Source organism: Segatella copri (assembly GCF_019127135.1).
Classification (GTDB): domain Bacteria; phylum Bacteroidota; class Bacteroidia; order Bacteroidales; family Bacteroidaceae; genus Prevotella.
This window is the reverse complement of record NZ_JAHOEA010000020.1, coordinates 40,300-61,285: the sequence shown is the minus strand read 5'-3', so window position 1 is coordinate 61,285 and position 20,986 is coordinate 40,300. Positions and strand designations below refer to the sequence as shown.

Sequence of the window (20,986 nt, the reverse complement as noted above, 5' to 3'; positions counted from 1 at the left end):
AAACGACTATGATTAATTACAGCATCGTAATGCGTAGCGTGAACGCAAATCTTCTAGAAATCAACCAGGCTAAGTCACGCATCAACCAGGCAAAGAAGGAGGGTAAGACCAACGTTGACCTCAACGCGCCAACTACTCCGGATAATACTCCTGGCGGTTCTACCCCTAGCGGTGGTTCAAGCACTACTGAAGGCGGCTCCGGCAATACCGAATATCGAAAAAAAATACAAAATGCGTGAGTTTCTCAGATTTTATTTGTACTTTTGCCATGTCATACAAAAATCAATTAAATAAGCAACTGCAATGAACATTAAAGACATTTTTCTCACCGCATTCACAAGTTCTATAATGGTTATACCTGTCATGGCCCAACGTGAAACCAGAACCATCAATGACAATTGGGAGTTTAAACTACCTACAAGTCAGCAATGGTCGTCTGTAAACATACCTCACACCTATAACCTTGATGCCTATCAAGGTAGAAACTATTATCAAGGAAAGGCTGAATACCGTCGTATTCTCACCTTGCCGGAAGTCAATCCAGGCAGGCGCTATTTCTTGAAGGTAGATGCAGCAAATAAGGCTGCAGAAGTGAAGGTCAATGGTAAAAAGGTGGGCTGTCATGCCGGTGGATATTCAGCATTTACCTACGACATCACTCAATTTTTAAATCCAAGTAATGTACTGAGCAGGAAAAAGTCAGACAATACCATCGAGATAACAGTAGACAACAGCCGTCAGGATGTCACACCGATCATGGCAGACTTCACATTCTGGGGTGGCATCTATCGTGATGTATGGCTCATTTCCACACCTGATATTCATTTCAACATGCTCAACATGGGAAGTGACGGCATTTTTGTTTCCACTCCTTTAGTTAACGAGAAGCAAAGTTTGGTTAAAGTGGTGAGTGAAGTAACCAATGATGCCAAGAAACCATCAACTTTTGAGGTCAGGAACGAACTGTTTGCGCCTGATGGAAAACTCTTGCAAACTTTCAAGAAAAAAGTGACTCTGAAAGCCGGCGAAACCAGACGCATGGAATTACAGTCTAAGCTCATCAGTAATCCTGAGCTTTGGACTCCGGAGACACCTATCTTATATAAGGTGGTAACTTCGCTTGTCGACACAAAAACAAGAAAAGCCATTGACGAGAAATCCCATAAGATAGGATTCCGCTGGTTTTCATTCGATGGCGAGAAGGGATTCTGCTTGAATGGGAAGCCTTACAAGTTGCGTGGTTTCAACCGTCATCAGGATCAGGCACCTGTAGGTGTAGCCCTGCCTGACGAGGCGCACCGTCGCGACATCCGTCTGCTGAAGGAAATGGGCAGCAATTATATCCGTATCTCCCATTATCCACAAGATGATGCGCTCCTGGACGCCTGTGATGAACTTGGCTTGTTGGCTTGGGAGGAAATCCCTATCATAGATCTTGTGCCCGACACTCCAGGCTATGCAGATAATTGCGAGCGTAATCTGCGGGAAATGATCCGCCAACACTTTAACCATCCGAGTATCATCAACTGGGGCTATATGAATGAAATACTGCTCTGCACTCCATGGCCTGGCACGAAAGAATGGCCAGCTTTCAAAGAGCGTACATTAGCACTTGCTGAGCGGTTGGAAAAGGTTCTGAAGGAAGAAGATGCTACGCGAAAGAGTGTGATGGCTTTCAATATGAACAATATTTACAACGAAATAGGACTCAACCTGGTTGACGTAGTAGGTTGGAATCTTTATCATGGCTGGTACGAGGGAGAGTTGAATGGTTTCAACCGCTGGTGTGAAGACCAGCACAGGAACTATCCCAAGAAACCGATGATCATCTCGGAGTGGGGAGCCGGTAGTGATCTGCGTCTGCACTCTAACTCTGCTCATGCCTTTGATTTCAGTATTGAATATCAGCAGACTTATATCGAGCATTATCTGCCATTCATTGAAGAGAAGCCTTGGATTAGCGGTTGCACCTATTGGAACTTCATCGACTTTAATGTTGCCGCACGTCAGGAATCCATGCCTAGGGTGAACAACAAAGGAGTGGCCTACAACAACCGCACGCTGAAGGATGTTGCTTATTATTTCAAATCCATGTGGCGCAAGGATATACCGGTGGTTCATATTGCCAGCCGTGACTGGCCAACAAGAACGGGAAGTGCGAATGATATTCAGCGCATCAAGGTATATTCCAACCTTCCAGAAGTGGAACTTTTCGCCAATGGCAAGAGCTGTGGAAAGAAGAAGACAGTTAATTGTTTCGCCAACTTCGATGTAGTTCTGCCTTATGGAAATTCTACCTTGAAGGCAAAAGGAATGAGCGAAAAACTGTTTGATGATGATCTCAGGGTAAAGGGTGGCAATACTGAAGATGTGATGACTATCCGGTACAATCCACTGCCAGACCTGGCCAAGGGTGAAGAACTCGCCATCAATGTGGGCAGCAACTGCTATTTCATTTCTTCCTTGAGTCATCTCACGTGGCTGCCAGACCAAGCTTATAAGGCAGGCTCATGGGGATATATAGGAGGAGAAAACAAAAGCACCACATCTGAGATAGAGAGTACGATTGATGGACCTATTTATCAGACTTGGCGTGAAGGCGACTTGGAATATAAGATAGATGCACCAAGAGGCGAATATGAAGTGGAATTGTTGATGGCTGATGTTACTAAGCCAGCAACCCAGTTGCCTAATCTCCTTACCAGAAGCAATGGAGAAACTTCATCTAAAGATGCAAAATTTGATGTCAGCATTAATGGAGAAATCAAGGAGACTGATTTCACTCCTACCGATGGACGCCATTATCGCACGGCCTTCAAGCGTAGGTATATTGTAAGAAACAATGACACGAGCATCCATATACATCTAAAGTCTTTGCAAGGAAAAGCTTTCTTGAATGGCATTAAGATAAGAAAACTCGATTAAAACAAAAGAAAAATAGTGAGGGTGTGTCATAGACTTATGACACACCCTCTTTTTCGTTCTACCGAGAATTCCGGTCATTTCCGGTCATGGTCATTTCCGGTCATTATCATTTTCAAACCGGTGTATCGGTGGCTGAATCCTTGAAGAGATCATCGGCTGATGGAATCTCATCTTCATCAAACCACTTCTTCAACTTGTCCTGAGCCTTTGACTTCACATCATCTGAAACCTCACCCCAAACTTTCTTGAGCACAAACAGCAATACGGCCAGGTCATCGCCTAAACCGGCAATAGGAATGGCGTCTGGAATCACATCGAGCGGACTGATGAGATAACCCAAGGCTCCTACAATCAGAGCCTTGTCCTTCAGCGAAACCTTGTCGCTCTCTAACGTATAATAGAGAATGAGCGCTGTATAAACCATCTTGGCACCGGCACGTTTGGCAACATGCGAAATCTTCTCGACAAATGCACGCTGGGTGAACTTGTCCTTATAGTCCATAAAGTCTGGTAAAGTCATACTACTTATAGTTTATAGTTTATAATTTACAGTTATAGTTACGACCGCTTCTCGTAGAAGAGGACTGCCTTGATGAAGGTCTCCATCTTAGGCTCCTTATGATGGTTCACGCGATAGGCGATGATCATCTGGAGAAGTGCCTTGACAAAACACGCCAGCAGCAATCCGACGATGACGGCTATGACCGTGGTGAGCATCTTGCCGTTGTCATAGATGGGTGACTTGTCCGGGAAACAGGACAGTACCAATACGGGGAGGACGGTGATGAAACCGCCGATGGTGAGCTGGCTGCGCTTGGAACCGCCCATATCGAGTATCGCCTGCTTATCGAAAAGATAATCATCCAGCTCCATACGGGTAATGCCGTAGTTCTCAAACTTCGGGAAATCGGGCTCATTGCCATATTTCGCTATCTTGCCCGCTACCTTATGTTCGAAATCATCTAATATCTGCTTTTCCGGTTCTCTGAGTTTCATAATCTTGCTAGTTTTTAAAATCGTTTAAAAATGATGCATCTTATACCTTATTATATATATAAAAAGGCTGCGATGCTGAAAAAGAAAAGAAAGCAGTGCCCCTATAAGCCGAGTTCTGTGTTCCTATTGAAAATAAGAATGTCTGTCATTTATCTAGTCCCAAAGTCACCCTTGGGCTCAAGCACTCTACCCTCCACAGCAGCCCGAAGGCAATCGGACGAGCCGCCCTCAATCTGCGGTATACATGAGCTTACAGCTCCCAGATGGCACAGCCTGACGATCACCCGCCAGCTGGTGGTCTCTTACACCACCTTCTCACCCTTACTCTCACCACCCCAGACTGGACAAACGGGATAAGTGAAAGCGGTTATTTTCTTCTACCGACACCTACTGTCACCAATAGCTTCTAGTTTCGGAAGTGGGATGCCCTATGCTGCCCGGACTTTCCTCTCGCACCTGAAAGATGCCAGCGACAGACCGGAGCACTGCTTTCGACATGCAAAAGTACAAAAAACTTTTGATACTATCGCACGATTCCTCACTTTTTTATGCATCATTAGTTATTCGCAAGGCTATTTTTCACTCTTTTTCCCGGTTAAACCGAGTTTCTGAGCACCTATCGCTTAACAGATATTTATCAATCAATAGAAGTTAGTTACGTATACAGAACTAAGATTTTCGTGCTTACATTCAAATATTTGTGAATTTAGGGCATTTCTTGTTTAATAGCCGTTAAAGTGTTAATTTGAATTGTTAAAACGGAATAAATTTATGCAGAGAATGAAGCGAATATCAAAAAATGACCCTATATTTGCAACCGGAAAACAGAGTGGTGCATGACAAACTGACTTTGGCATGATATTAGCTGTTGCAATTCCAAAGAAAAGAAAAGTAAACAATAAAAAAATAAGAGACATGAAAAAATTAAGTAATTATGTTGTGGCTGTGCTCTGCGTTGGTTCGCTCGCATTTTCAGCCGGTGCTTTCATGAAAGTAAATGCTACACCTGCAGCTACTGCTGCCCCAGCAGGTCAGCCTGTAGACTTAACCTATGCTGCCGAGAAGGCGCTGCCTGCAGTAGTACATATTAAATACGTACAGAACTCGAAGGTGAAGACAGTAGATGTGCAGGACGATCCATTCGGAGGATTCTTCGACCCGTTCGGCTTCTTCGGCAACCCGGGACAGGGCAACGGAGGAACACGCAAGCAGAAAGTGCAGACTCCGAAGAGAGAGGCTACCGGTTCGGGCGTCATCATCAGCCAGGACGGTTACATCGTTACCAACAACCACGTGGTAGAAGGTGCTGACGAGCTGACCGTAACACTGAACGACAACCGCGAATTCTCGGCACGCATCATCGGAACCGACAAGACTACCGACCTCGCCCTCATCAAGGTAGACGGCAAGAACCTGCCTACCCTGCCTATCGCCGACAGCGACAAGGTGAAGGTGGGTGAATGGGTCATCGCCGTGGGCAACCCATTCGGACTGAACAATACGGTTACAGCCGGCATTATCTCTGCCAAGGCACGTTCGCTCGGTGCCAACGGTGTAGAGAGCTTCATCCAGACTGATGCTGCCATCAACGCAGGTAACTCGGGCGGTGCACTCGTCAACACCCAGGGCGAACTGGTAGGCATCAACGCCATGCTCTATTCCCAGACCGGTTCTTACTCCGGCTACGGTTTCGCCATCCCTACCTCTATCATGAACAAGGTGGTAGACGACCTGAAGAAATACGGCAGCGTACAGCGCGTGATGCTGAGCATACAGGGAAGCGATGTGCTGAACTATATCAACGCCCAGAAGGAGAACGGCAAGGAAGTGAACCTGGGAACCAACGAGGGTGTTTACATTGCCAAGGTTGATGAAGACGGCAACGGTGCTGAAGCAGGACTGAAGGAAGGTGACGTGATTACCAAGGTTGACGGCAAGAAGGTGACCAAGATGGCTGAGCTGCAGGAAATCCTGAACGGCAAGCGTCCTGGCGACAAGATGAGCATCACCTACCTGCGCAACAAGAAGGCAAGCACCAAGACCATCACACTGAAGAATGCTCAGGGTAATACTTCGGTTATCAAGAGCGCCGACCTCGACGTGCTCGGTGGCAGCTTCCGCCCTATTACTGAGAGCCAGAAGAACCAGCTCAACATCAAGTATGGTGTAGAGGTAATGAAGGTGAACAGCGGCGCCCTGAAGGATGGTGGCATTTCACGCGGTTTCATCATCCAGCGCATCAACGACAACAACATCAATACGATTGATGACCTGCAGAAGGCTGTAAAGAGTGCTTCTACCAGCAAGGACCCAGTGCTCTACATCCAGGGTATATGGCCAACAGGCAAGAAGGCTTACTTCGCTGTTCCGCTGCAGAAAGACTAAGGGTAAGAGTTTTTAGAAAACCGTCTCATGATTGAGTAGAAAAGGCTTTTTTTCTGCCCAAAAAACTCAAGAAACAGACAAAAAACAATAAAATAGTAGGTATTTCTGAAAAATATCTACTATTTTTTTTGGTATTTAAACAAAAAAGTGTATTTTTGCAACTACTTAAAATTTGATGCCAGCATGAGACAATTAAAAATTACTCAGTCAATTACGAATCGCGCAAGCGCATCGTTGGAAAAATATCTTCAAGATATTGCTCATGAGGAGCTGCTCTCTACAGATGAAGAGGTAGAGCTCGCTCAGCGTATAAGAAAAGGTGACCGTAGGGCATTGGAGAGATTAACAAAAGCCAATCTCCGTTTCGTGGTGTCTGTTGCAAAACAATACCAGAACCAGGGGCTCAGTTTGCCTGATCTTATCAACGAAGGAAATGTGGGGCTTATCAAAGCCGCACAGAAGTTTGATGAAACCCGAGGGTTTAAGTTTATCTCTTACGCCGTATGGTGGATTCGCCAGAGCATTCTGCAGGCCATAGCCGAGCAGAGCAGACTTGTGCGCCTTCCGCTCAACCAGGTGGGAAGCGTTAACAAGATTAACAGGGAGATAAACAAATTTGAACAGGAATTTGAACGCAAACCGAGTGTAGACGAAATGGTTGACCGCGTAGACTTGTCGGAAGACAAGATAGAGGACGCCATGAAGGCTTCGTCAACAAGCCGCCACCTGAGCGTGGATGCTCCTTTTTCTGACGATGAAGAAGGCAGCATGCTCGACCTGATGGCCAATTCGGATAAACCGACCGACAATGAGCTGCTGACAGAGTCGCTGAGAGCAGAAATAGAAAGACTGCTCGGCACGCTGCCGGACAAAGACCAGAAAATCATTGCTGCCTTCTATGGCATCGGGACTCCTGAACTGTCGCTCGAAGAAATCGGAACCAAGTATCATCTTACAAGGGAAAGAGTGCGCCAGATTAAGGAAAAAGCTATCAGGCGACTCCGGACCAGTACGAAAAATAATCTGCTGAAGTCCTATCTGGGATAAGGAAATATCCGCATAACTGATGGGGCAGACAGCACAAACAACATAAGACAAAAAAAGAAATGAAAATTACAAAAATTGCATTCGCATCTATCGCATTAGCATGTTTCAGCTCGCTCTCTGCATCTGCTAAGAACGATGCTAAGACTGCATACATCTTTGGATTTGCCTCGTCGTTTAATGACTCGACAGTCTATTTCACAGACGTACAGAAGGTTGATTCTGCCTACTTCACCCGCAAGAGCAAGTTCTTGGTAAGCCGCGAGAACTATTCATACCAGTTGCGCGACTATCTGGAGCAGCAAGGTGCCGGCAAACGCACATGTATCGTGATGTTTGACTTCGACCAGAAGAAAGCTGAAAAGAAATGGAACAAGCTCTATGCAAGATACATTCAGAAGCCAAAGGCTAAGAAGGCAAAGAACGGACAGCAGACGAACGATGCGCCTAGCCCTTATCAGGTGAAGACCATCAACCCTACTGATTTTCATTTTTCATCTGTTCAGCCAAACGATGAAGAGGTTGAAGAGGTAAAAGTGAAGAAGGCTAAGAAAGCCAAGAAAGAAAAGCGCAGAAAAGGCGCTAAAAATGAATAAGAAATCAAACGTACCTTACTTCGCAAAAAGTAAACAAGGTTAACATTAAATGAAGAAGCCATTCCCGTTTTCTGCCGGGAATGGCTTCACTTTTTATATCATATCATTTTCTACTTCAGGTTCTGCTTGAACCAGTTAGCTATCTGGCGAAGCAGATGGTTGCGGGTATTGCCACCCGAAATGCCATGATTGCGGTTCGTGTACCACAGGGTCTTGAAGTCCTTGTCTGACTGAACCAACGCCTCAGTATATTCGAAGGTATTCTGCGGATGCACATTGTCATCTGCCAATCCGTGACAGATAAGCAACGCACCATGCTGCTGCTTTACCCGCTCGATAGGGTTCACCTTGTAACCCTCTTCGTTCTCCTTAGGAGTGCGCATGTAGCGCTCTGTATAAACCGAATCATAGAAGCGGTAGCAGGTAGGAGGAGCCACAGCCACACCTGCCTTGAACACAGGACGACCCTCGCTCATACTCATCAGCGTATTGAAACCACCATAGCTCCAGCCCCAAATGCCGATATTATCCTTGTCTACATAAGGCAGAGAACCCATGTAGAGAGCTGTCTCAACCTGATCTTTCGACTCTAAATCACCCAGACGGAGATAAGTAGACTTCTCAAACTCTGCTCCTCTACCGCCTGTTCCACGACCATCTACGCAGGCAATGATGAATCCTTCCTGTGCAAGATAATAATCGAAAGCACCGCCATTGCCCATACTGCCCGTGCTCCATGAATCGAGTACCTGCTGGTTGCCCGGACCGGAATACTGGAAGAGGATGACAGGATACTTCTTGCTGGCGTCGAAATCAACCGGCTTTACCATCCAGCCGTCCAGTTTTACACCTTCGGAAGTGGTGAAAGAGAAAGTCTCGCGCTTGCCCCAATTATACTTCCGGGTCTTTTCGAGCAGCTGCTTGTTGTCTTCCAATGTCTTGATAAGCTTGCCCTTGTTGCTGCGCACGGTGAAGACATAAGGATGGCTGTAGCTGCTCCAGGTGTTTACGAAATAGCGGTAATCGCCCGAGAAGTTAGCCGAGTTGGAACCAGCCGCATCGGTAAGGCGCTCCACCTTTCCGTTCTTATGAGCCACGTAAACCTGGCGGTCGTGCGCATTGAGTTTGGCAGCCTGGAAATAAACATCGCCCGTCTTCTCATCCATTCCGTAGATAGAGGTAACATCATAGTTGCCCTTCTCTACCTGGCGCAGGAGCTTACCGTTCATATCATAGAGATAGAGATGCATGAAGCCGTCGCGGTCGCTAGGCAGCAGGATGTTCTTCTTGCCCACGATGCTGTTTTCAATCACCTCTTCCTTTACAAACTTAGGCACACTCTCCTTGATGAGCATCCTGCTCTTGCCGGTGAAAGGATTGACTGCATAGAGGCGCATGTCGTCCTGATGGCGGTTCATCGTATAGACAATCAGACTGTTGGCGTCTGGCGATGTCTTGATGCGTGGATAATAGCCGTCGGAATCTACAGGCACTTCGAGCGCCACGGTCTTTCCGTTCTTCATATCATAGCTCCAAAGGCTCACCTTAGAGTTGTCCTGTCCTGCCTTAGGATATTTATAGGAATACTCTCCCGGATAGTCGTGATACTCGCTACGGGTAGGATGAGAACCCTCGAACATCTGCAGAGAATAAGTCTTTACGTGCGATTCGTCAAATCGGATCCAGCCGATGGCAGTTCCATCCGCATTCCATGCAAAGGCGCGGTTGAAGCTGAATTCCTCTTCGTAAACCCAATCAGGAATACCATTGATTACCTCGTTGAACTTACCGTCACGGGTAATCTGGGTTTCCTTATCTCCATCGGTAACAAAGAGATTGTTATCCTTTACGAAAGCGATGTGGCGTGAATCAGGCGACCAGGTAGCCACCTGCTGGTTAACGCCCTGAGAAAGTTTCTTCAAACTCTTCTTAGCAATATCATATATGAAATACTCTGCCTTGAACGAGCGGCGGTAGATAGCCTCGCGATGGGTCATGATAAGCAATTTCTTACCATCAGGACTGATTACATAACCTTCAATCTGTCCGAAAGGAGCCTTGGCTGCGTTCACATCGAAGAGGATGCTCATCTGCTTGCCCGTCTTGAACGAATAACTGATAACCTGCTTGCCATCATTGCTGACAGAAGCATACAAATCGGTGCCATCAATAGGGTTAATACCGGTAACATAAGAGGCAGCAAACTCGCCGGAGGTAATGGCCTTCAGGTCGAGCTTATCTGCAGCATGCATTGCTGAAACCATCATGACAGTTGCAATAAAAACTGGAAATCTTTTCATGTGTTAATCTTTATGTAATGCCTCAATAGGCGAATAATCTTCGTCATTGAGCAGTTGTTTTACTGTTACTTTAGGGTTGCGCTTTACATAAGCGCAGATTGTCTTCACATACTTGGTTTTGAAAATCTCCTTGCCCATCGCCTTGTTCACAGCCCACATAATCTTGCCCATGTGCAGATCGCGGTCGAGCTGCGGACGGGTGTCAAAGTGGTCCATCGGATAGATGCTCAGCAGATAGAAGGTAAGGCAATCCGGCACAATGTACTGGCGCGACATGGTGCTGCGCTGCTGCGGTGTATAGAACTTCTTGTAGAGCGGATAGTTTTCGCCCATGTATTTATCGAGCGAAATTCCTACAGAATGTTCTCCTACCACGATGCTCTGGTCTAAAGCACCAATCTGAGCATAGAAACAAGGCTGCTGGAGTTCCGGAATCCAACTGTTCAGACGCGAGAAGGAAGATTTCAGCTGCTCGTTGATGTCTTCCATATTGGCAAATTCTGCCTCAGCATCGGCGATAAGCGCCTGCAGGGTAGAATCCTGATAGAACATGAGGAAACGGTTGCTGATATTGGCGTCGGTAATGGTGCCAAGCTGGAGCATTTTCTCTATCAGCGTACGGGTTTCTATCGGGTAATCGGTATTCATCTGCTGCAGGGCAGAGAAATCACCGGTAGTAAGATATCTGCTTTCCAATCGGTCGTAACGCTGTACCGACAGGGGCACAGCCTCTCCTTCCTCGTTCGGCTTGAACTTAAACTCACAGGCCGAACTGAGAAGCACTATTGCTAATATGACTATATAATTAAAAAACCTTTTCACGATAATTCACAAATCTTCGAGTTACGACTGCAAAAATACTAAAAATTATTTAAATTACCAAGCTTTTTTGCTAAAAAATCATACGCATTCGCAAAAAAAATGGGTTTTTCTCTTAAATTTGTTTGCAAAATAGCCAGCAATGAATAAAACGTAAGTCTTTTTTGCTCATTGCTGGCTATTTGTGCATTTTTTTCTACTTATCAGATGATAAAAAAAACTGCTTATCGGATCATGACAGAAACAGAAACCTGAACCGGCTCTTCTATCTGCTTCTTCCAGGCTTTCAACCACTCATACCACTCCTTCTCGCCCTTGAAACCATAGGTTTCGTTGGCACTGGTATAAGCAAGCTTATAACTGAGCTGGCTGCCTGCAGGTTTCACTACCTGAGTATAGCAATCCTTATTGGCTGGCTGCTGACTTATCAGGGCTGACTGCGGCACATAAATGCCCAAGCCTACGGTCTCCAACTTGTGCTTTCCATCGTCCTTGCCTGTTGGCCAGTCGCTGCCGTAACAGCCACGCAAACCCTTGCCATCAGCAAATTCGCTGGAACCCTTTACGTTGATGAGTCCTGTAGCAAACTGATAATCAGAAACATCCTTGTTGAAGAATACATCTACGTCGAAATCGCGATGACCGGCATAGATAGTGTAGCGGATGGTGGCATTGACAGGCTGCAAGCCCGGAGCCGGAACCCAACCCTTATCCACAACTTCGACGATGGCACGGAGCGGACCTTCTGAAATGACGCGCTGCTCCTGGTATTTCACGTTGTTGAACAGCACCTGGTCTTTACCGTCCCAGCCACGGAGCGCACCCAGTCCGTAGGTATTGCCTACCCAGAGACAATCATCGCCCGAACCAGCCTGAATCTGTTCATCTGAAGGATAGAACTGTGTATCCTGAATCACCAGCCCCTTGTTGATTTTGCCATAAAGGTCGATGGTCTGACGATGATCAAAATAAACACGCATGGCAATCAGTTCGTTTTCGAAGCAGGTGCCATGAGAATGGACGTAGTGATAAGGATCCTTGGTTTTCTTATCAAAAGAGATGCTGCGCAGATAAATATCCTGCCTGTTCTTAGCCAGTTTCCTGTTTCTGCTTGGCAAGCAGAGTTCTGCAAAAGTACGAGCCGGATACTGTGCCTGCTCACCCTCACGATAGAGTTGCACCTGATAGGTCTTGGTTTCTTTCTTGCCTAAATCGGCAAGGAAACAGAGTTCATCGTTGGTACAATCGCGGTTGGTGTCGTCGAGCTGTGAAGGAATCTCCTTGCCGTCAACGGTTACTACAGCGCGCTGAATGTCGCCAATAGCACCCAACTTGCTGAGATCTACAACCACCGGAGCATCGGTTCTTGCCACCTTGGAAGGATTGGAAACCGACACCTGGAAATTAGCCTGCGCCTGGGCTGACAGAACCATCAGCGAAACCAGCGCCATCATCATTTGTCTTTTCTTCATAGATTTTTATTTTTAAGTTTGTTTATTAATAGTCTATTCATGTTTCGCAAGTAAGCCCCACACGCCCTGTTTCGCAAGTAAGCCCCACACGCCCTGAAAGGGCAGAAGCTCCTAGCCCAGGGCATCGCCCTGGGTGTTTATGAACGCAAACTTGTCGCCCTGTAAGGGCAAAAGCTTTAAAACCAGGCAATTAACAAAGCTTTTGCCCTTACAGGGCGCCTTGCTGATTGCTATTATACCCAGGGCGCTGCCCTGGGCTAAGAGCTTCTGCCCTTTCAGGGCGTGCTGCTTCTAGGAGCGGGCCTTCAGCCCGTACTTAAACCACATGCGAAACTTCAGTTTATTATCTACAACTGCGAGAAGAGTTTCTTGCCCTTGGCGTAATATTGCCAGATGATAGAGAGATTGTAAACCTGCGGAATCTCCTCCTTCACCCTACCCGCTTGTATCTTTCTGCGATCTTCGTCAAACTCATGTTTCCATGCCTTGAAAGCCCTGCGCGCCTTGAAGATGGCCTTGAAGTCGCCCCAGTTGCGCTTCAGAACCAATGTTTCGAAAGCAGCAAGGTAATCCAGAAATCTGCGCATACGCATTACGTGAGTCAACTCCGTATCACTCAGATTCTTATAAAGCATGGTTAAATTATTTCTAAAATTCAGATAAATCTTCATCGGATTGCTTTTCGGCAGGGTTCCACCACCCACATGATAAACCTCACTCTCAGGAATGCAGTAGATTTTTCTGCCCATCAGACGCAAGCGCCAGCAAAGATCTATCTCTTCATTATGGGCAAAGAAACGGCCGTCTAAACCTCCGGCAGTCCAATAATCTTTTGAGCGAATCATCATACAGGCACCCGTAGCCCACAAGATTTCCTGCTGGTAATCATACTGCCCATTATCGCGCTCTACCGTATCAAAGATGCGGCCGCGACAGAACGGATAGCCATATTTGTCGAGGAATCCGCCGCAAGCGCCAGCATACTCAAAGCTGTCCTTATCGTATTCGGCAAGCAGCTTAGGCTGGCAGGCAGCCACCTGCTGATGCGAATCCATAAACTCGATGAGCGGTGTAAGCCAATGATGCGAAACCTCAACATCGCTATTCAGGAGCACGTAATACGCTGCATCAATCTGCTTCAAGGCACGGTTATAGCCTTCAGCAAAGCCGAAATTCTGCTCCAGAACAATGGTCTTAACCTGAGGAAACTGAGTCTCCAGAAGGTGCATCGAACCATCAGAAGAAGAATTGTCCGCCACCCAGATTTCAGCATCCTGACGGGAATATTCGATGACATTCGGAAGATACTTTGCCAGCATCTTCTGACCATTCCAGTTTAATATAACGATTGCTACTTTTGCCATATTTATTGTAAACTCTTTAATCTGTTATTCAGGAGATTGGTAAACTCATAGTTCTTGAGTCCCCATTTGGGAGCAATCAGCAGTTCTTTGGGCGACTGACTGACGAAGCGCTCCAGCACCAAATCCTTTCTGAGCAGACGGATGTATTTCACGATGACATCAATATATTCCTCTACCGTGTAAACATGGAAGGGATGCTCAGCATATTCCTGTGCCAGCCGGGTGCCCCTGATAATCTGCATCTGATGAATCTTGAGAATATCAAGCGGCAAGGAAGAGATGAGAGGAGCCTGGCGCAGACTTTCTTCCGCATCTTCTCCCGGCAAGCCGATGATGATGTGACCGCCCGTAAGGATTCCCCTGGCATGAGTACGCTCTACGGCACTACGGCAACAGGCAAAATCATGTCCGCGGTTGATGCGTTTCAAGGTTTCATCATTGGCACTCTCAATGCCATATTCCACCAGTACGAAGGTGCGGCGGTTCAGTTCTTCAAGATAATCGAGCAATTCATCGCTCACACAATCCGGACGGGTTCCGATAACGATTCCCACCACATCTTCCACCTCAAGAGCCTCTTCATACATCTGCCTCAGTTGCTCCACCCTGGCGTATGTATTGGTATAAGCCTGGAAATAAGCCAGATATTTCATATCAGGATACTTCCTGCTGAAGAAAGCCTTTCCCTCCTCCAGCTGTTCAGTAATCGACTTTTTCCGGTCGCAATAGCTGGGATTGAAGGTGCGGTTGTCGCAATACGTACATCCGCCACTCGAAATTCTCCCATCTCTGTTAGGACAGGAGAATCCCGCGTCTATCGAAATCTTCTGAACACGGAAATCAGGAAACTGCTTCCGGATCCATGTTCCAAAATCGTTGTAATACATTGGACTTTGAGCTTTGAACATTGAACTTTATGATTAGCCCTTTTTACTATAAACTATAAACTATTAACTATCAACTAAAGAAGCTCTCCCTTCAGCGCCGTCTTATCGTGATTAAAACCACCCAGGCGAACCTTGATAAGCTGGTTGTCGTATTCTTCCTTGGCGAGAGCTGGCGAAAGTTCTACGCGGATATAGTTCTTGGTGAATCCATGCATCGCTTTACCTCTTGGCGCCTTCTCGAAGAGGACCTCAGCCTCTGTACCGATGTATTGAGCATAGAATTCCTGCGTCTTCTGATCGCTCAACTCCAACAGTCGCTTGGAGCGCTTCTTCTTCTCCTTCTCGTCAACCACATACGGAATCTTCAAGGCAGCCGTACCCGGACGTTCAGAATAAGGGAAGACGTGAAGCTGGGTAACAGGCAGACTCTTCAGAAACTCATAGCATTCTTCAAAACACTCCGGAGTTTCGCCGCGACAGCCCACCATCACATCGACACCGATAAACGCATCAGGCATCTTCTCCTTGATAAGATTCACCTTGTGGGCAAAGAGCGCCTTGTCGTAACGACGGTGCATCAGCTTGAGCACCTCATCGCTTCCGCTCTGCAGAGGAATGTGGAAATGAGGCATAAAGGCACGGCTCTGGGCACAATACTCTATGAGATCATCATCACAGAGATCAGGCTCCAGACTCGAGATGCGGTAACGCTTGATTCCTTCTACCTGATCCATCGCCTTGACAAGGTCGATGAATCGCTCGTGGGTAGTCTGACCGAAATCACCGATATTCACACCGGTAATGACGATTTCCTTACCGCCTTCAGCAGCCGCCTGCTCACATTGAGCCACAAGCGACTGGATGCTCGGGTTGCGCGAATTGCCTCGGGCAAATGGAATGGTGCAATAGGTGCAATAATAATTGCAGCCGTCCTGCACCTTCAGGAAATAACGGGTACGGTTGCCACGCGAGCAAGAAGGCTGGAAGGTCTTGATTTCCTTTGTCTTCACGCTATAATGCTGATGAAGAGCCGCAGCATCGCCGTTCTGAGAGGTTTCAGCATCGCAGTTCTGAGGACTTTCCGCATCGACGTTCTGAGGAGTCTGAGCAGCCAATCCGTTTTCCTGGGCAAACTTCTGCGCCCATGCATCGCTGAGATATTGAATCAAGTGAGCCTTCTCGTTAGCACCCAACACGAGGTCTACGCCCTCTATCTTGCTGACATTCTCTGATTCGAGCTGCGCATAACAGCCCGTCACGATAACGAATGCACCCGGATTGTTTCTCACCATCCTGTGGATAGCCTGACGGCATTTATGATCGGCAACTTCTGTTACCGAGCAGGTGTTAATAAGACAAATATCAGCTTTCTCCCCCTTTTTAGCAGTAATGACGCCCATGTCTTCGAGCATTTTGCCAAAAGTGGAAGTTTCAGAGAAGTTGAGTTTGCAGCCTAGCGTATAGTAAGCTGCCTTTTTACCTTGGAAGGCACTTGAATCTATCATAAATTATCTTTTCTAATATTCTAAAAGGTAACCTAAAAAAATGAAACATAGTCTCTATAAAACGAAAAAGCCGCTAGACCGAAGTCCAGCGGTTGTTTCTCTCATTTTTTCGTTCGCAAGTAATTTCAAATTACTTAGCAGAATCAGCAGCTGTTGTATCAGCAGCAGCAGTTGTGTCAGCAGCAGTTGTATCTACCTGAGCTGTGTCAGAATCAGCAGAAGCTGTGTTCTGAGCTGTTTTGTTACCACATGATGCGAAAGAGATAGCTGCGATAGCTACGAACATAAAAACTAATTTCTTCATTTTCTTTGCTTTTTTAAAATCTGTAAAACAATCATTTGTTCTTTTGAACGATGCAAAGGTAAGCATTTTTTTGATACGTTGTTCTTTTTTTTGCGACTTTTTTTTAGGCGTTTTTGTAACAAAATTACAAATCGCTATAAATCAGCTACTTACAAAGTGCTAACAAAGGTTAAAGTTTTTGGTGTGCTCGGAAACAGCCTAATTTTAACACTTTTCGGTGTTTTTTAGCGTAACAAGGGTGCGCGCCAACACCTCTTCAGAGCAGCACTATATACATATAATAAGGTACGCGCGCGAGGGAAAAGACAGAAACTTTTTCTGCCTGAGAGAGAAGATTTTCTGCATGAGAGAGAAGTTTTTCCCAAGAAATCGTCCCCAAAAACTTTGATTGCCGAGATTTTTTTCGTAACTTTGCACTCAAAACAAAGAAACAAACAGACAGAAAATGATACAGCTAAAAGAAAATCAGGGCATTCCCCGCAGCATTCTCCTGATGATGGCTATCGTCGCAGGACTCACCGTAGCCAACTGCTACTACAATCAGCCGCTTCTCGAACTCATCCGCCACGACCTGGATATTACCGAGCAGAAGGCTAACCTCATCACCGTCATTACCCAGATAGGTTATGCGCTGGGCTTATTCTTCCTCATCCCCTTGGGCGACATGCTTTCGCGCAAGAAACTCATCCTTGTCAATATGACCATTGCTGCATTGATGGCAATTGTGATGGCTGCAGCGCAAAACGTATGGATGCTCTGGGGAGCTTCACTGCTGATTGGCGCCTGTTCGGTGATTCCGCAGTTCTTCATTCCGATAGCCGGACAGTTTTCGGAACCCAAGAACAAGAGCAGGAATATGGGCATTGTACTCTCCGGACTGCTGACGGGCATTCTTGCCTCACGAGTAATCAGCGGTTACATCGGCGAATGGCTGGGATGGCGGGAGATGTTTATCATAGCTGCTTTCGTGATGGTGTTTTGCATGGGAATCATGCTGCTGATGATGCCTGAAATGAAGCGCAACTATGTAGGAACCTACAGAGGGCTGATGACCACGATAGCAGAAATTTTCGTTTTCCATCCTTCTATCCGCATCTATTCCATCCGTGCAGCCTTCGGGTTCGGCAGTATGATGGCAATATGGTCTTGTCTGGCGTTCCATCTGGCGCAGCCACCTTTCAGCGCAGGAAGTGATATGGTAGGAATGCTCGGACTTTGCGGAATCATGGGAGCCGTTGCTGCCAGTGGTGTGGGAAAACTGATTCCTAGGTTTGGCATTCGAAAATTCAATCTGTTCGGAGCAGGAATGCAGATCATCGCCTGGGCAATAGCCTTGCTTTTCGGCGACACTTACGCCGGACTCATCGCAGCCATCATTTTGGTTGACATCGGTCTGCAATGTCAGCAGCTCAGCAATCAGAGTGGTTGTCTGCAGGAGATTCCGCAAGCTTCCAACCGCGCCAACACCATCTTCATGACCAGCTATTTCATCGGTGGTTCGCTAGGCACTTTCTGTGCCGGTTACGTCTGGACGCAAGCCGACTGGCTTGGTGTCTGCATCGTAGGAATCGCTTTCGCCATGATTTCTCTGCTTATCACGCTAAGCTGCAAGAAATAAACATATAAAAAAGAAAAGAGATTATATTCCCGACTTACAGGAACATAATCTCTTTTCTTATTTGATAGAGACTGAAGCCGGCATTTCTGCCGAGGCTTCAACTACATCTTTTCATCTCCGTACATTTCCGTCCACCAGGAAGCATCATCCTGCAACCACTTGGCAAACCAGGCAAAGATGGTGTTCTGCCATTTCAGTCGCTTCTCGTAGTCGATGATGTGATGATCCTGACCATCTACCAATACCATCGCCGTAGGACGGCCAAGGAGTTTCAGCGCTGTATAGAGTTGGATGCTCTCGCCCACAGGCACATTATTATCTGCCGTACCGTGAACAAACAGCAGCGGAGTATGAATCTTGTCGGCATTATAGAGTGGACTCTGATCTACAAAGAGATGCTTGTTGGTCCAAGGATATTCGTTCGCCATAGAAACTTCGCTGTAGCTGTAGCCCCAATAGCCCTCACCCCAATAGCTGGTGTGGTCGCTGATGCCTGCATGCGAGATGGCAGCAGCAAAGAGGTCGGTCTTGGTCTGAAGATACTGAGTCATGAATCCGCCGTAGCTGGCGCCGATGCAGCCTATCTTCTTGCGGTTTACGAAAGCATGCTCATCACAGAAAGCCTGGGTGCTGGAGATGATGTCTTCAGCCACTCCCTCGCCTGCCGTATCTACATGGCGGGCTGAGAATTTCTGACCGAATCCGGTGGCTCCACTAGGATTCACAACCAGCACTACATAGCCCATCGCCGCATAAACATGATGAGGATAACGGCTCTGGAACATGCGGCTCGTAGGACTGCATCCGCCATAATAGTTCACTATCATCGGATACTTCTTGGCAGCATCAAAATGAGGTGGCAGATAGTAACGGCAGCAAAGGGTGTCGCCCCTTGAATTGACATAATTCCAAGCCTTGCATTCGCCCAGTTCAACATCCTTCAACTCGCGCGCACTCAAATCGTCAACCAATTGCGATTTCAGCGCCTTCGTATTCATCTTATAGAGTCGGTCGGCATTGGATGCACTCTGACCGGAGAAAGCCATTTCTGCTGCAGAAGATGCAAGCGAGAAACTCTTGATGTACTCTTCAGGAGTTTTGAGAAGCGTAAACTTACCCGATTTCGGATTGAGCTGGAAGAGGTGCACGCAGTCTTTATCTTCGGCTGTAAAATAGATGTTTCCATCGACCTTGCTCCATTCCGTGCTCAGCACATTCGGATTGAAATCCCTGGTCAGCGGACGAACCTTCTTATCCGACAAGGTCATCAGATAGAGCTGGGTGTCGATCATGCTAGGTGTCTGTCCTTCTTCCACATTCTTTCCAATGCCGTTGAAAGCTTCCGGCGAAGCGCTCACGAGAATGCTCTTGCCATCTGGCGAGAACTGGGCGCTGTTCAGAAATTCGCCCTTTTCTATCAGGGTTTCTACCTTTGGCGCAGTGGCTGCAGATGCATTCATACTACCCAAATCCAGGCGGTAGAATGATGTTAGGGTTGTTGGACGCTTGGTGAGTTGCTCCTCTCCCTTGCCTATCAGCAGATAACGCGAATCGGCAGAAATATCCATCAGGTAGATGTTGTGGTAACCGAAGGTGAGCGGCTGGAGAATGCCCGATGCAAGATCATATTTGGCGAGATTGCTGCGCTCGCGCCAACCAGGCTGTCTGTCTTCCGGTTCTTTTACATCATAAACTTGCGGATCCCTTTTTCTGCCTTCAGTAGTGAGCGTATAGATGAGCGTTTTTTCATCGGGTGTAAACTGGAACCAGCCTTCAGGAAGATTGCTTGCCAGCACTTCGCGCTCCATCGTCAGCGGATTGATGGTAATGAGCTGCAATGTGCCATCCTGCTTTTCTTCTCCGGCAATACTGCTGTCGCTCGCCTTCTGCGTGAAATACAGTTTATTGCTTGAAGGCATCCATTTCACGCTCTCCTCAAATGTAGCCATCAGTCTGTTAGTCTGAGAGTTGCGCAACTCACTAATGCTATGGTTATTACCTTTTCTATCTACCCAGGTTTTCCGAACTACGATAAACTTTCCGTTTGGCGAGATAGAAACACTCGGATAGTTAGGCGCACAAATCACATCATAAATGTTATAGGCACGCTTTGCCGTCGCATCGCCTACAGAAAGCGGAGCACCGTTGGCTGCGGTTACGGTCAACTTGATTGATTTCTTATCAGAAGATGCATTCTTCCGGGTAAGAAATTTGATGACAACTGTATGCTGCGAAGGAGTCAGGATGGTTTCAGCCTTATCGCCGTTCACCGCTACCTGTTCGCCGTCTACGAACAGGCGGTATTGCTCCAATCCTTCTACCGCAATGGTTGCTTTGGTGCGCTGGGTGTTAGATACGCAGAAAGAAGCCAGATGGAGCGCATCCTGCTTGTCGGCAAGGAGTTGGGCTGCACTCACCTCCTTACCCTTGTTTAATAAGGTGAAAGACAATGGCGAATCGAGCAGCTGCTTAAGGTCGAACGCTTCGCCCTTGATGTTCACACTGTCAGCCATCCAAGGCTGTGCTACGGCATAGGGGCCTGCATATTTCAGCGTTTTCACCTCTATAGTTTCGGCACTGGCAGAGATTGAAGCCATCAGGGCAGCTGCCAGCAGTCCGCTTTTTGTTGTTTTCAGAATCAGTTTATTCATAAATGTCCTTATTTTGATTTTTGTGCGAAATTACAAATAAAATTCGAGATAAACGAATATTTCTGTTACAATTTGCTTTTTTTGCTGCATTTTTGCCATACAAATGTTATCTTTAAGTTA

General features: G+C 46.8%; 16 protein-coding genes and 1 other RNA gene. 6 read left to right on the top strand and 11 right to left on the bottom strand.

The annotated features are described in order from the left end of the window. Window positions 1-239 (top strand): hypothetical protein (locus KSW37_RS07255; protein ID WP_254881135.1); only part of this gene is annotated, 239 nt, incomplete at its 5' end. A 64-nt stretch (window positions 240-303) separates the two neighbouring features. Next, complete coding sequence (locus KSW37_RS07250) at window positions 304-2,925, top strand: glycoside hydrolase family 2 TIM barrel-domain containing protein (protein ID WP_217313714.1); 2,622 nt, start codon at window positions 304-306, stop codon at window positions 2,923-2,925. 112 nt (window positions 2,926-3,037) lie between these two features. Here KSW37_RS07250 and KSW37_RS07245 read toward each other — a convergent pair whose 3' ends face one another. The 3 genes from KSW37_RS07245 to rnpB all read right to left on the bottom strand — a co-directional run bounded on the left by KSW37_RS07245 (window position 3,038) and on the right by rnpB (window position 4,410). Continuing rightward, entirely contained in the window at window positions 3,038-3,445 is a 408-nt protein-coding gene (locus KSW37_RS07245) for a YkvA family protein (RefSeq protein WP_117728888.1), read from the bottom strand. Window positions 3,446-3,483: 38 nt separating this feature from the next. Then, a complete protein-coding gene (locus tag KSW37_RS07240) occupies window positions 3,484-3,921 on the bottom strand; it encodes a hypothetical protein (protein ID WP_217313715.1) in 438 nt (145 codons plus the stop codon). Between the two features lie 88 nt (window positions 3,922-4,009). Then, an RNA gene (rnpB, locus tag KSW37_RS07235) (RNase P RNA component class A) lies at window positions 4,010-4,410 on the bottom strand. Between the two features lie 426 nt (window positions 4,411-4,836). Between rnpB and KSW37_RS07230 the strand changes: the two genes are divergently transcribed. The 3 genes from KSW37_RS07230 (at window position 4,837) to KSW37_RS07220 (ending at window position 7,946) form a co-directional block, all read left to right on the top strand. Beyond that, window positions 4,837-6,306, top strand: a complete 1,470-nt coding sequence (locus tag KSW37_RS07230) for a Do family serine endopeptidase (protein WP_217313716.1) — start codon at window positions 4,837-4,839, stop codon at window positions 6,304-6,306. Between the two features lie 183 nt (window positions 6,307-6,489). Continuing rightward, window positions 6,490-7,353 carry a sigma-70 family RNA polymerase sigma factor gene (locus KSW37_RS07225; RefSeq protein WP_217313717.1) on the top strand — a complete coding sequence of 288 codons (864 nt, stop codon included), beginning with the start codon at window positions 6,490-6,492 and terminating at the stop codon, window positions 7,351-7,353. A 59-nt stretch (window positions 7,354-7,412) separates the two neighbouring features. Continuing rightward, the gene (locus tag KSW37_RS07220) at window positions 7,413-7,946 is read left to right on the top strand and encodes a hypothetical protein (RefSeq protein WP_217313718.1); all 534 of its coding nucleotides are present in this window, start codon (window positions 7,413-7,415) and stop codon (window positions 7,944-7,946) included. A gap of 110 nt (window positions 7,947-8,056) precedes the next feature. On the opposite strand, the gene KSW37_RS07215 is transcribed toward KSW37_RS07220, so the two are convergent. The 7 genes from KSW37_RS07215 to KSW37_RS07185 form a co-directional block, all read right to left on the bottom strand. Beyond that, window positions 8,057-10,246, bottom strand: a complete 2,190-nt coding sequence (locus KSW37_RS07215; RefSeq protein ID WP_217313719.1) for a S9 family peptidase — start codon at window positions 10,244-10,246, stop codon at window positions 8,057-8,059. A gap of 3 nt (window positions 10,247-10,249) precedes the next feature. After that, complete coding sequence (locus KSW37_RS07210) at window positions 10,250-11,029, bottom strand: gliding motility protein GldB (protein ID WP_233399981.1); 780 nt, start codon at window positions 11,027-11,029, stop codon at window positions 10,250-10,252. A gap of 260 nt (window positions 11,030-11,289) precedes the next feature. Then, a complete protein-coding gene (locus KSW37_RS07205) occupies window positions 11,290-12,537 on the bottom strand; it encodes a DUF4861 domain-containing protein (protein ID WP_217313721.1) in 1,248 nt (415 codons plus the stop codon). Between the two features lie 347 nt (window positions 12,538-12,884). Then, window positions 12,885-13,901 carry a glycosyltransferase family 2 protein gene (locus KSW37_RS07200; protein ID WP_217313722.1) on the bottom strand — a complete coding sequence of 339 codons (1,017 nt, stop codon included), beginning with the start codon at window positions 13,899-13,901 and terminating at the stop codon, window positions 12,885-12,887. A gap of 2 nt (window positions 13,902-13,903) precedes the next feature. After that, window positions 13,904-14,809 carry a TIGR01212 family radical SAM protein gene (locus KSW37_RS07195; RefSeq protein WP_217313723.1) on the bottom strand — a complete coding sequence of 302 codons (906 nt, stop codon included), beginning with the start codon at window positions 14,807-14,809 and terminating at the stop codon, window positions 13,904-13,906. 53 nt (window positions 14,810-14,862) lie between these two features. Then, a complete protein-coding gene (gene mtaB, locus KSW37_RS07190) occupies window positions 14,863-16,293 on the bottom strand; it encodes a tRNA (N(6)-L-threonylcarbamoyladenosine(37)-C(2))-methylthiotransferase MtaB (protein ID WP_217313724.1) in 1,431 nt (476 codons plus the stop codon). 130 nt (window positions 16,294-16,423) lie between these two features. Then, window positions 16,424-16,597 carry a PG1828 family lipoprotein gene (locus KSW37_RS07185; RefSeq protein ID WP_181992451.1) on the bottom strand — a complete coding sequence of 58 codons (174 nt, stop codon included), beginning with the start codon at window positions 16,595-16,597 and terminating at the stop codon, window positions 16,424-16,426. A gap of 445 nt (window positions 16,598-17,042) precedes the next feature. Here KSW37_RS07185 and KSW37_RS07180 point away from each other — a divergent pair, with 445 nt between their 5' ends. Beyond that, window positions 17,043-18,215: an MFS transporter gene (locus tag KSW37_RS07180; protein WP_217313725.1), complete on the top strand. Its 1,173-nt coding sequence runs from the start codon at window positions 17,043-17,045 to the stop codon at window positions 18,213-18,215. A 101-nt stretch (window positions 18,216-18,316) separates the two neighbouring features. Here KSW37_RS07180 and KSW37_RS07175 read toward each other — a convergent pair whose 3' ends face one another. Continuing rightward, the gene (locus KSW37_RS07175; RefSeq protein ID WP_217313726.1) at window positions 18,317-20,866 is read right to left on the bottom strand and encodes a S9 family peptidase; all 2,550 of its coding nucleotides are present in this window, start codon (window positions 20,864-20,866) and stop codon (window positions 18,317-18,319) included. Between the last annotated feature and the right edge of the window lie 120 nt (window positions 20,867-20,986).

Excerpts from the sequence above, each read along its gene's own strand:
- KSW37_RS07215 (WP_217313719.1), bottom strand. The coding sequence starts at position 10,246 with ATGAAAAGATTTCCAGTTTTTATTGCAACTGTCATGATGGTTTCAGCA.
- KSW37_RS07220 (WP_217313718.1), top strand. The coding sequence starts at position 7,413 with ATGAAAATTACAAAAATTGCATTCGCATCTATCGCATTAGCATGTTTC.
- KSW37_RS07245 (WP_117728888.1), bottom strand. The coding sequence starts at position 3,445 with ATGACTTTACCAGACTTTATGGACTATAAGGACAAGTTCACCCAGCGT.
- mtaB (WP_217313724.1), bottom strand. The coding sequence starts at position 16,293 with ATGATAGATTCAAGTGCCTTCCAAGGTAAAAAGGCAGCTTACTATACG.
- KSW37_RS07185 (WP_181992451.1), bottom strand. The coding sequence starts at position 16,597 with ATGAAGAAATTAGTTTTTATGTTCGTAGCTATCGCAGCTATCTCTTTC.
- KSW37_RS07240 (WP_217313715.1), bottom strand. The coding sequence starts at position 3,921 with ATGAAACTCAGAGAACCGGAAAAGCAGATATTAGATGATTTCGAACAT.
- KSW37_RS07180 (WP_217313725.1), top strand. The coding sequence starts at position 17,043 with ATGATACAGCTAAAAGAAAATCAGGGCATTCCCCGCAGCATTCTCCTG.
- KSW37_RS07200 (WP_217313722.1), bottom strand. The coding sequence starts at position 13,901 with ATGGCAAAAGTAGCAATCGTTATATTAAACTGGAATGGTCAGAAGATG.
- KSW37_RS07195 (WP_217313723.1), bottom strand. The coding sequence starts at position 14,809 with ATGTTCAAAGCTCAAAGTCCAATGTATTACAACGATTTTGGAACATGG.
- KSW37_RS07250 (WP_217313714.1), top strand. The coding sequence starts at position 304 with ATGAACATTAAAGACATTTTTCTCACCGCATTCACAAGTTCTATAATG.
- KSW37_RS07175 (WP_217313726.1), bottom strand. The coding sequence starts at position 20,866 with ATGAATAAACTGATTCTGAAAACAACAAAAAGCGGACTGCTGGCAGCT.
- KSW37_RS07230 (WP_217313716.1), top strand. The coding sequence starts at position 4,837 with ATGAAAAAATTAAGTAATTATGTTGTGGCTGTGCTCTGCGTTGGTTCG.
- KSW37_RS07225 (WP_217313717.1), top strand. The coding sequence starts at position 6,490 with ATGAGACAATTAAAAATTACTCAGTCAATTACGAATCGCGCAAGCGCA.
- KSW37_RS07205 (WP_217313721.1), bottom strand. The coding sequence starts at position 12,537 with ATGAAGAAAAGACAAATGATGATGGCGCTGGTTTCGCTGATGGTTCTG.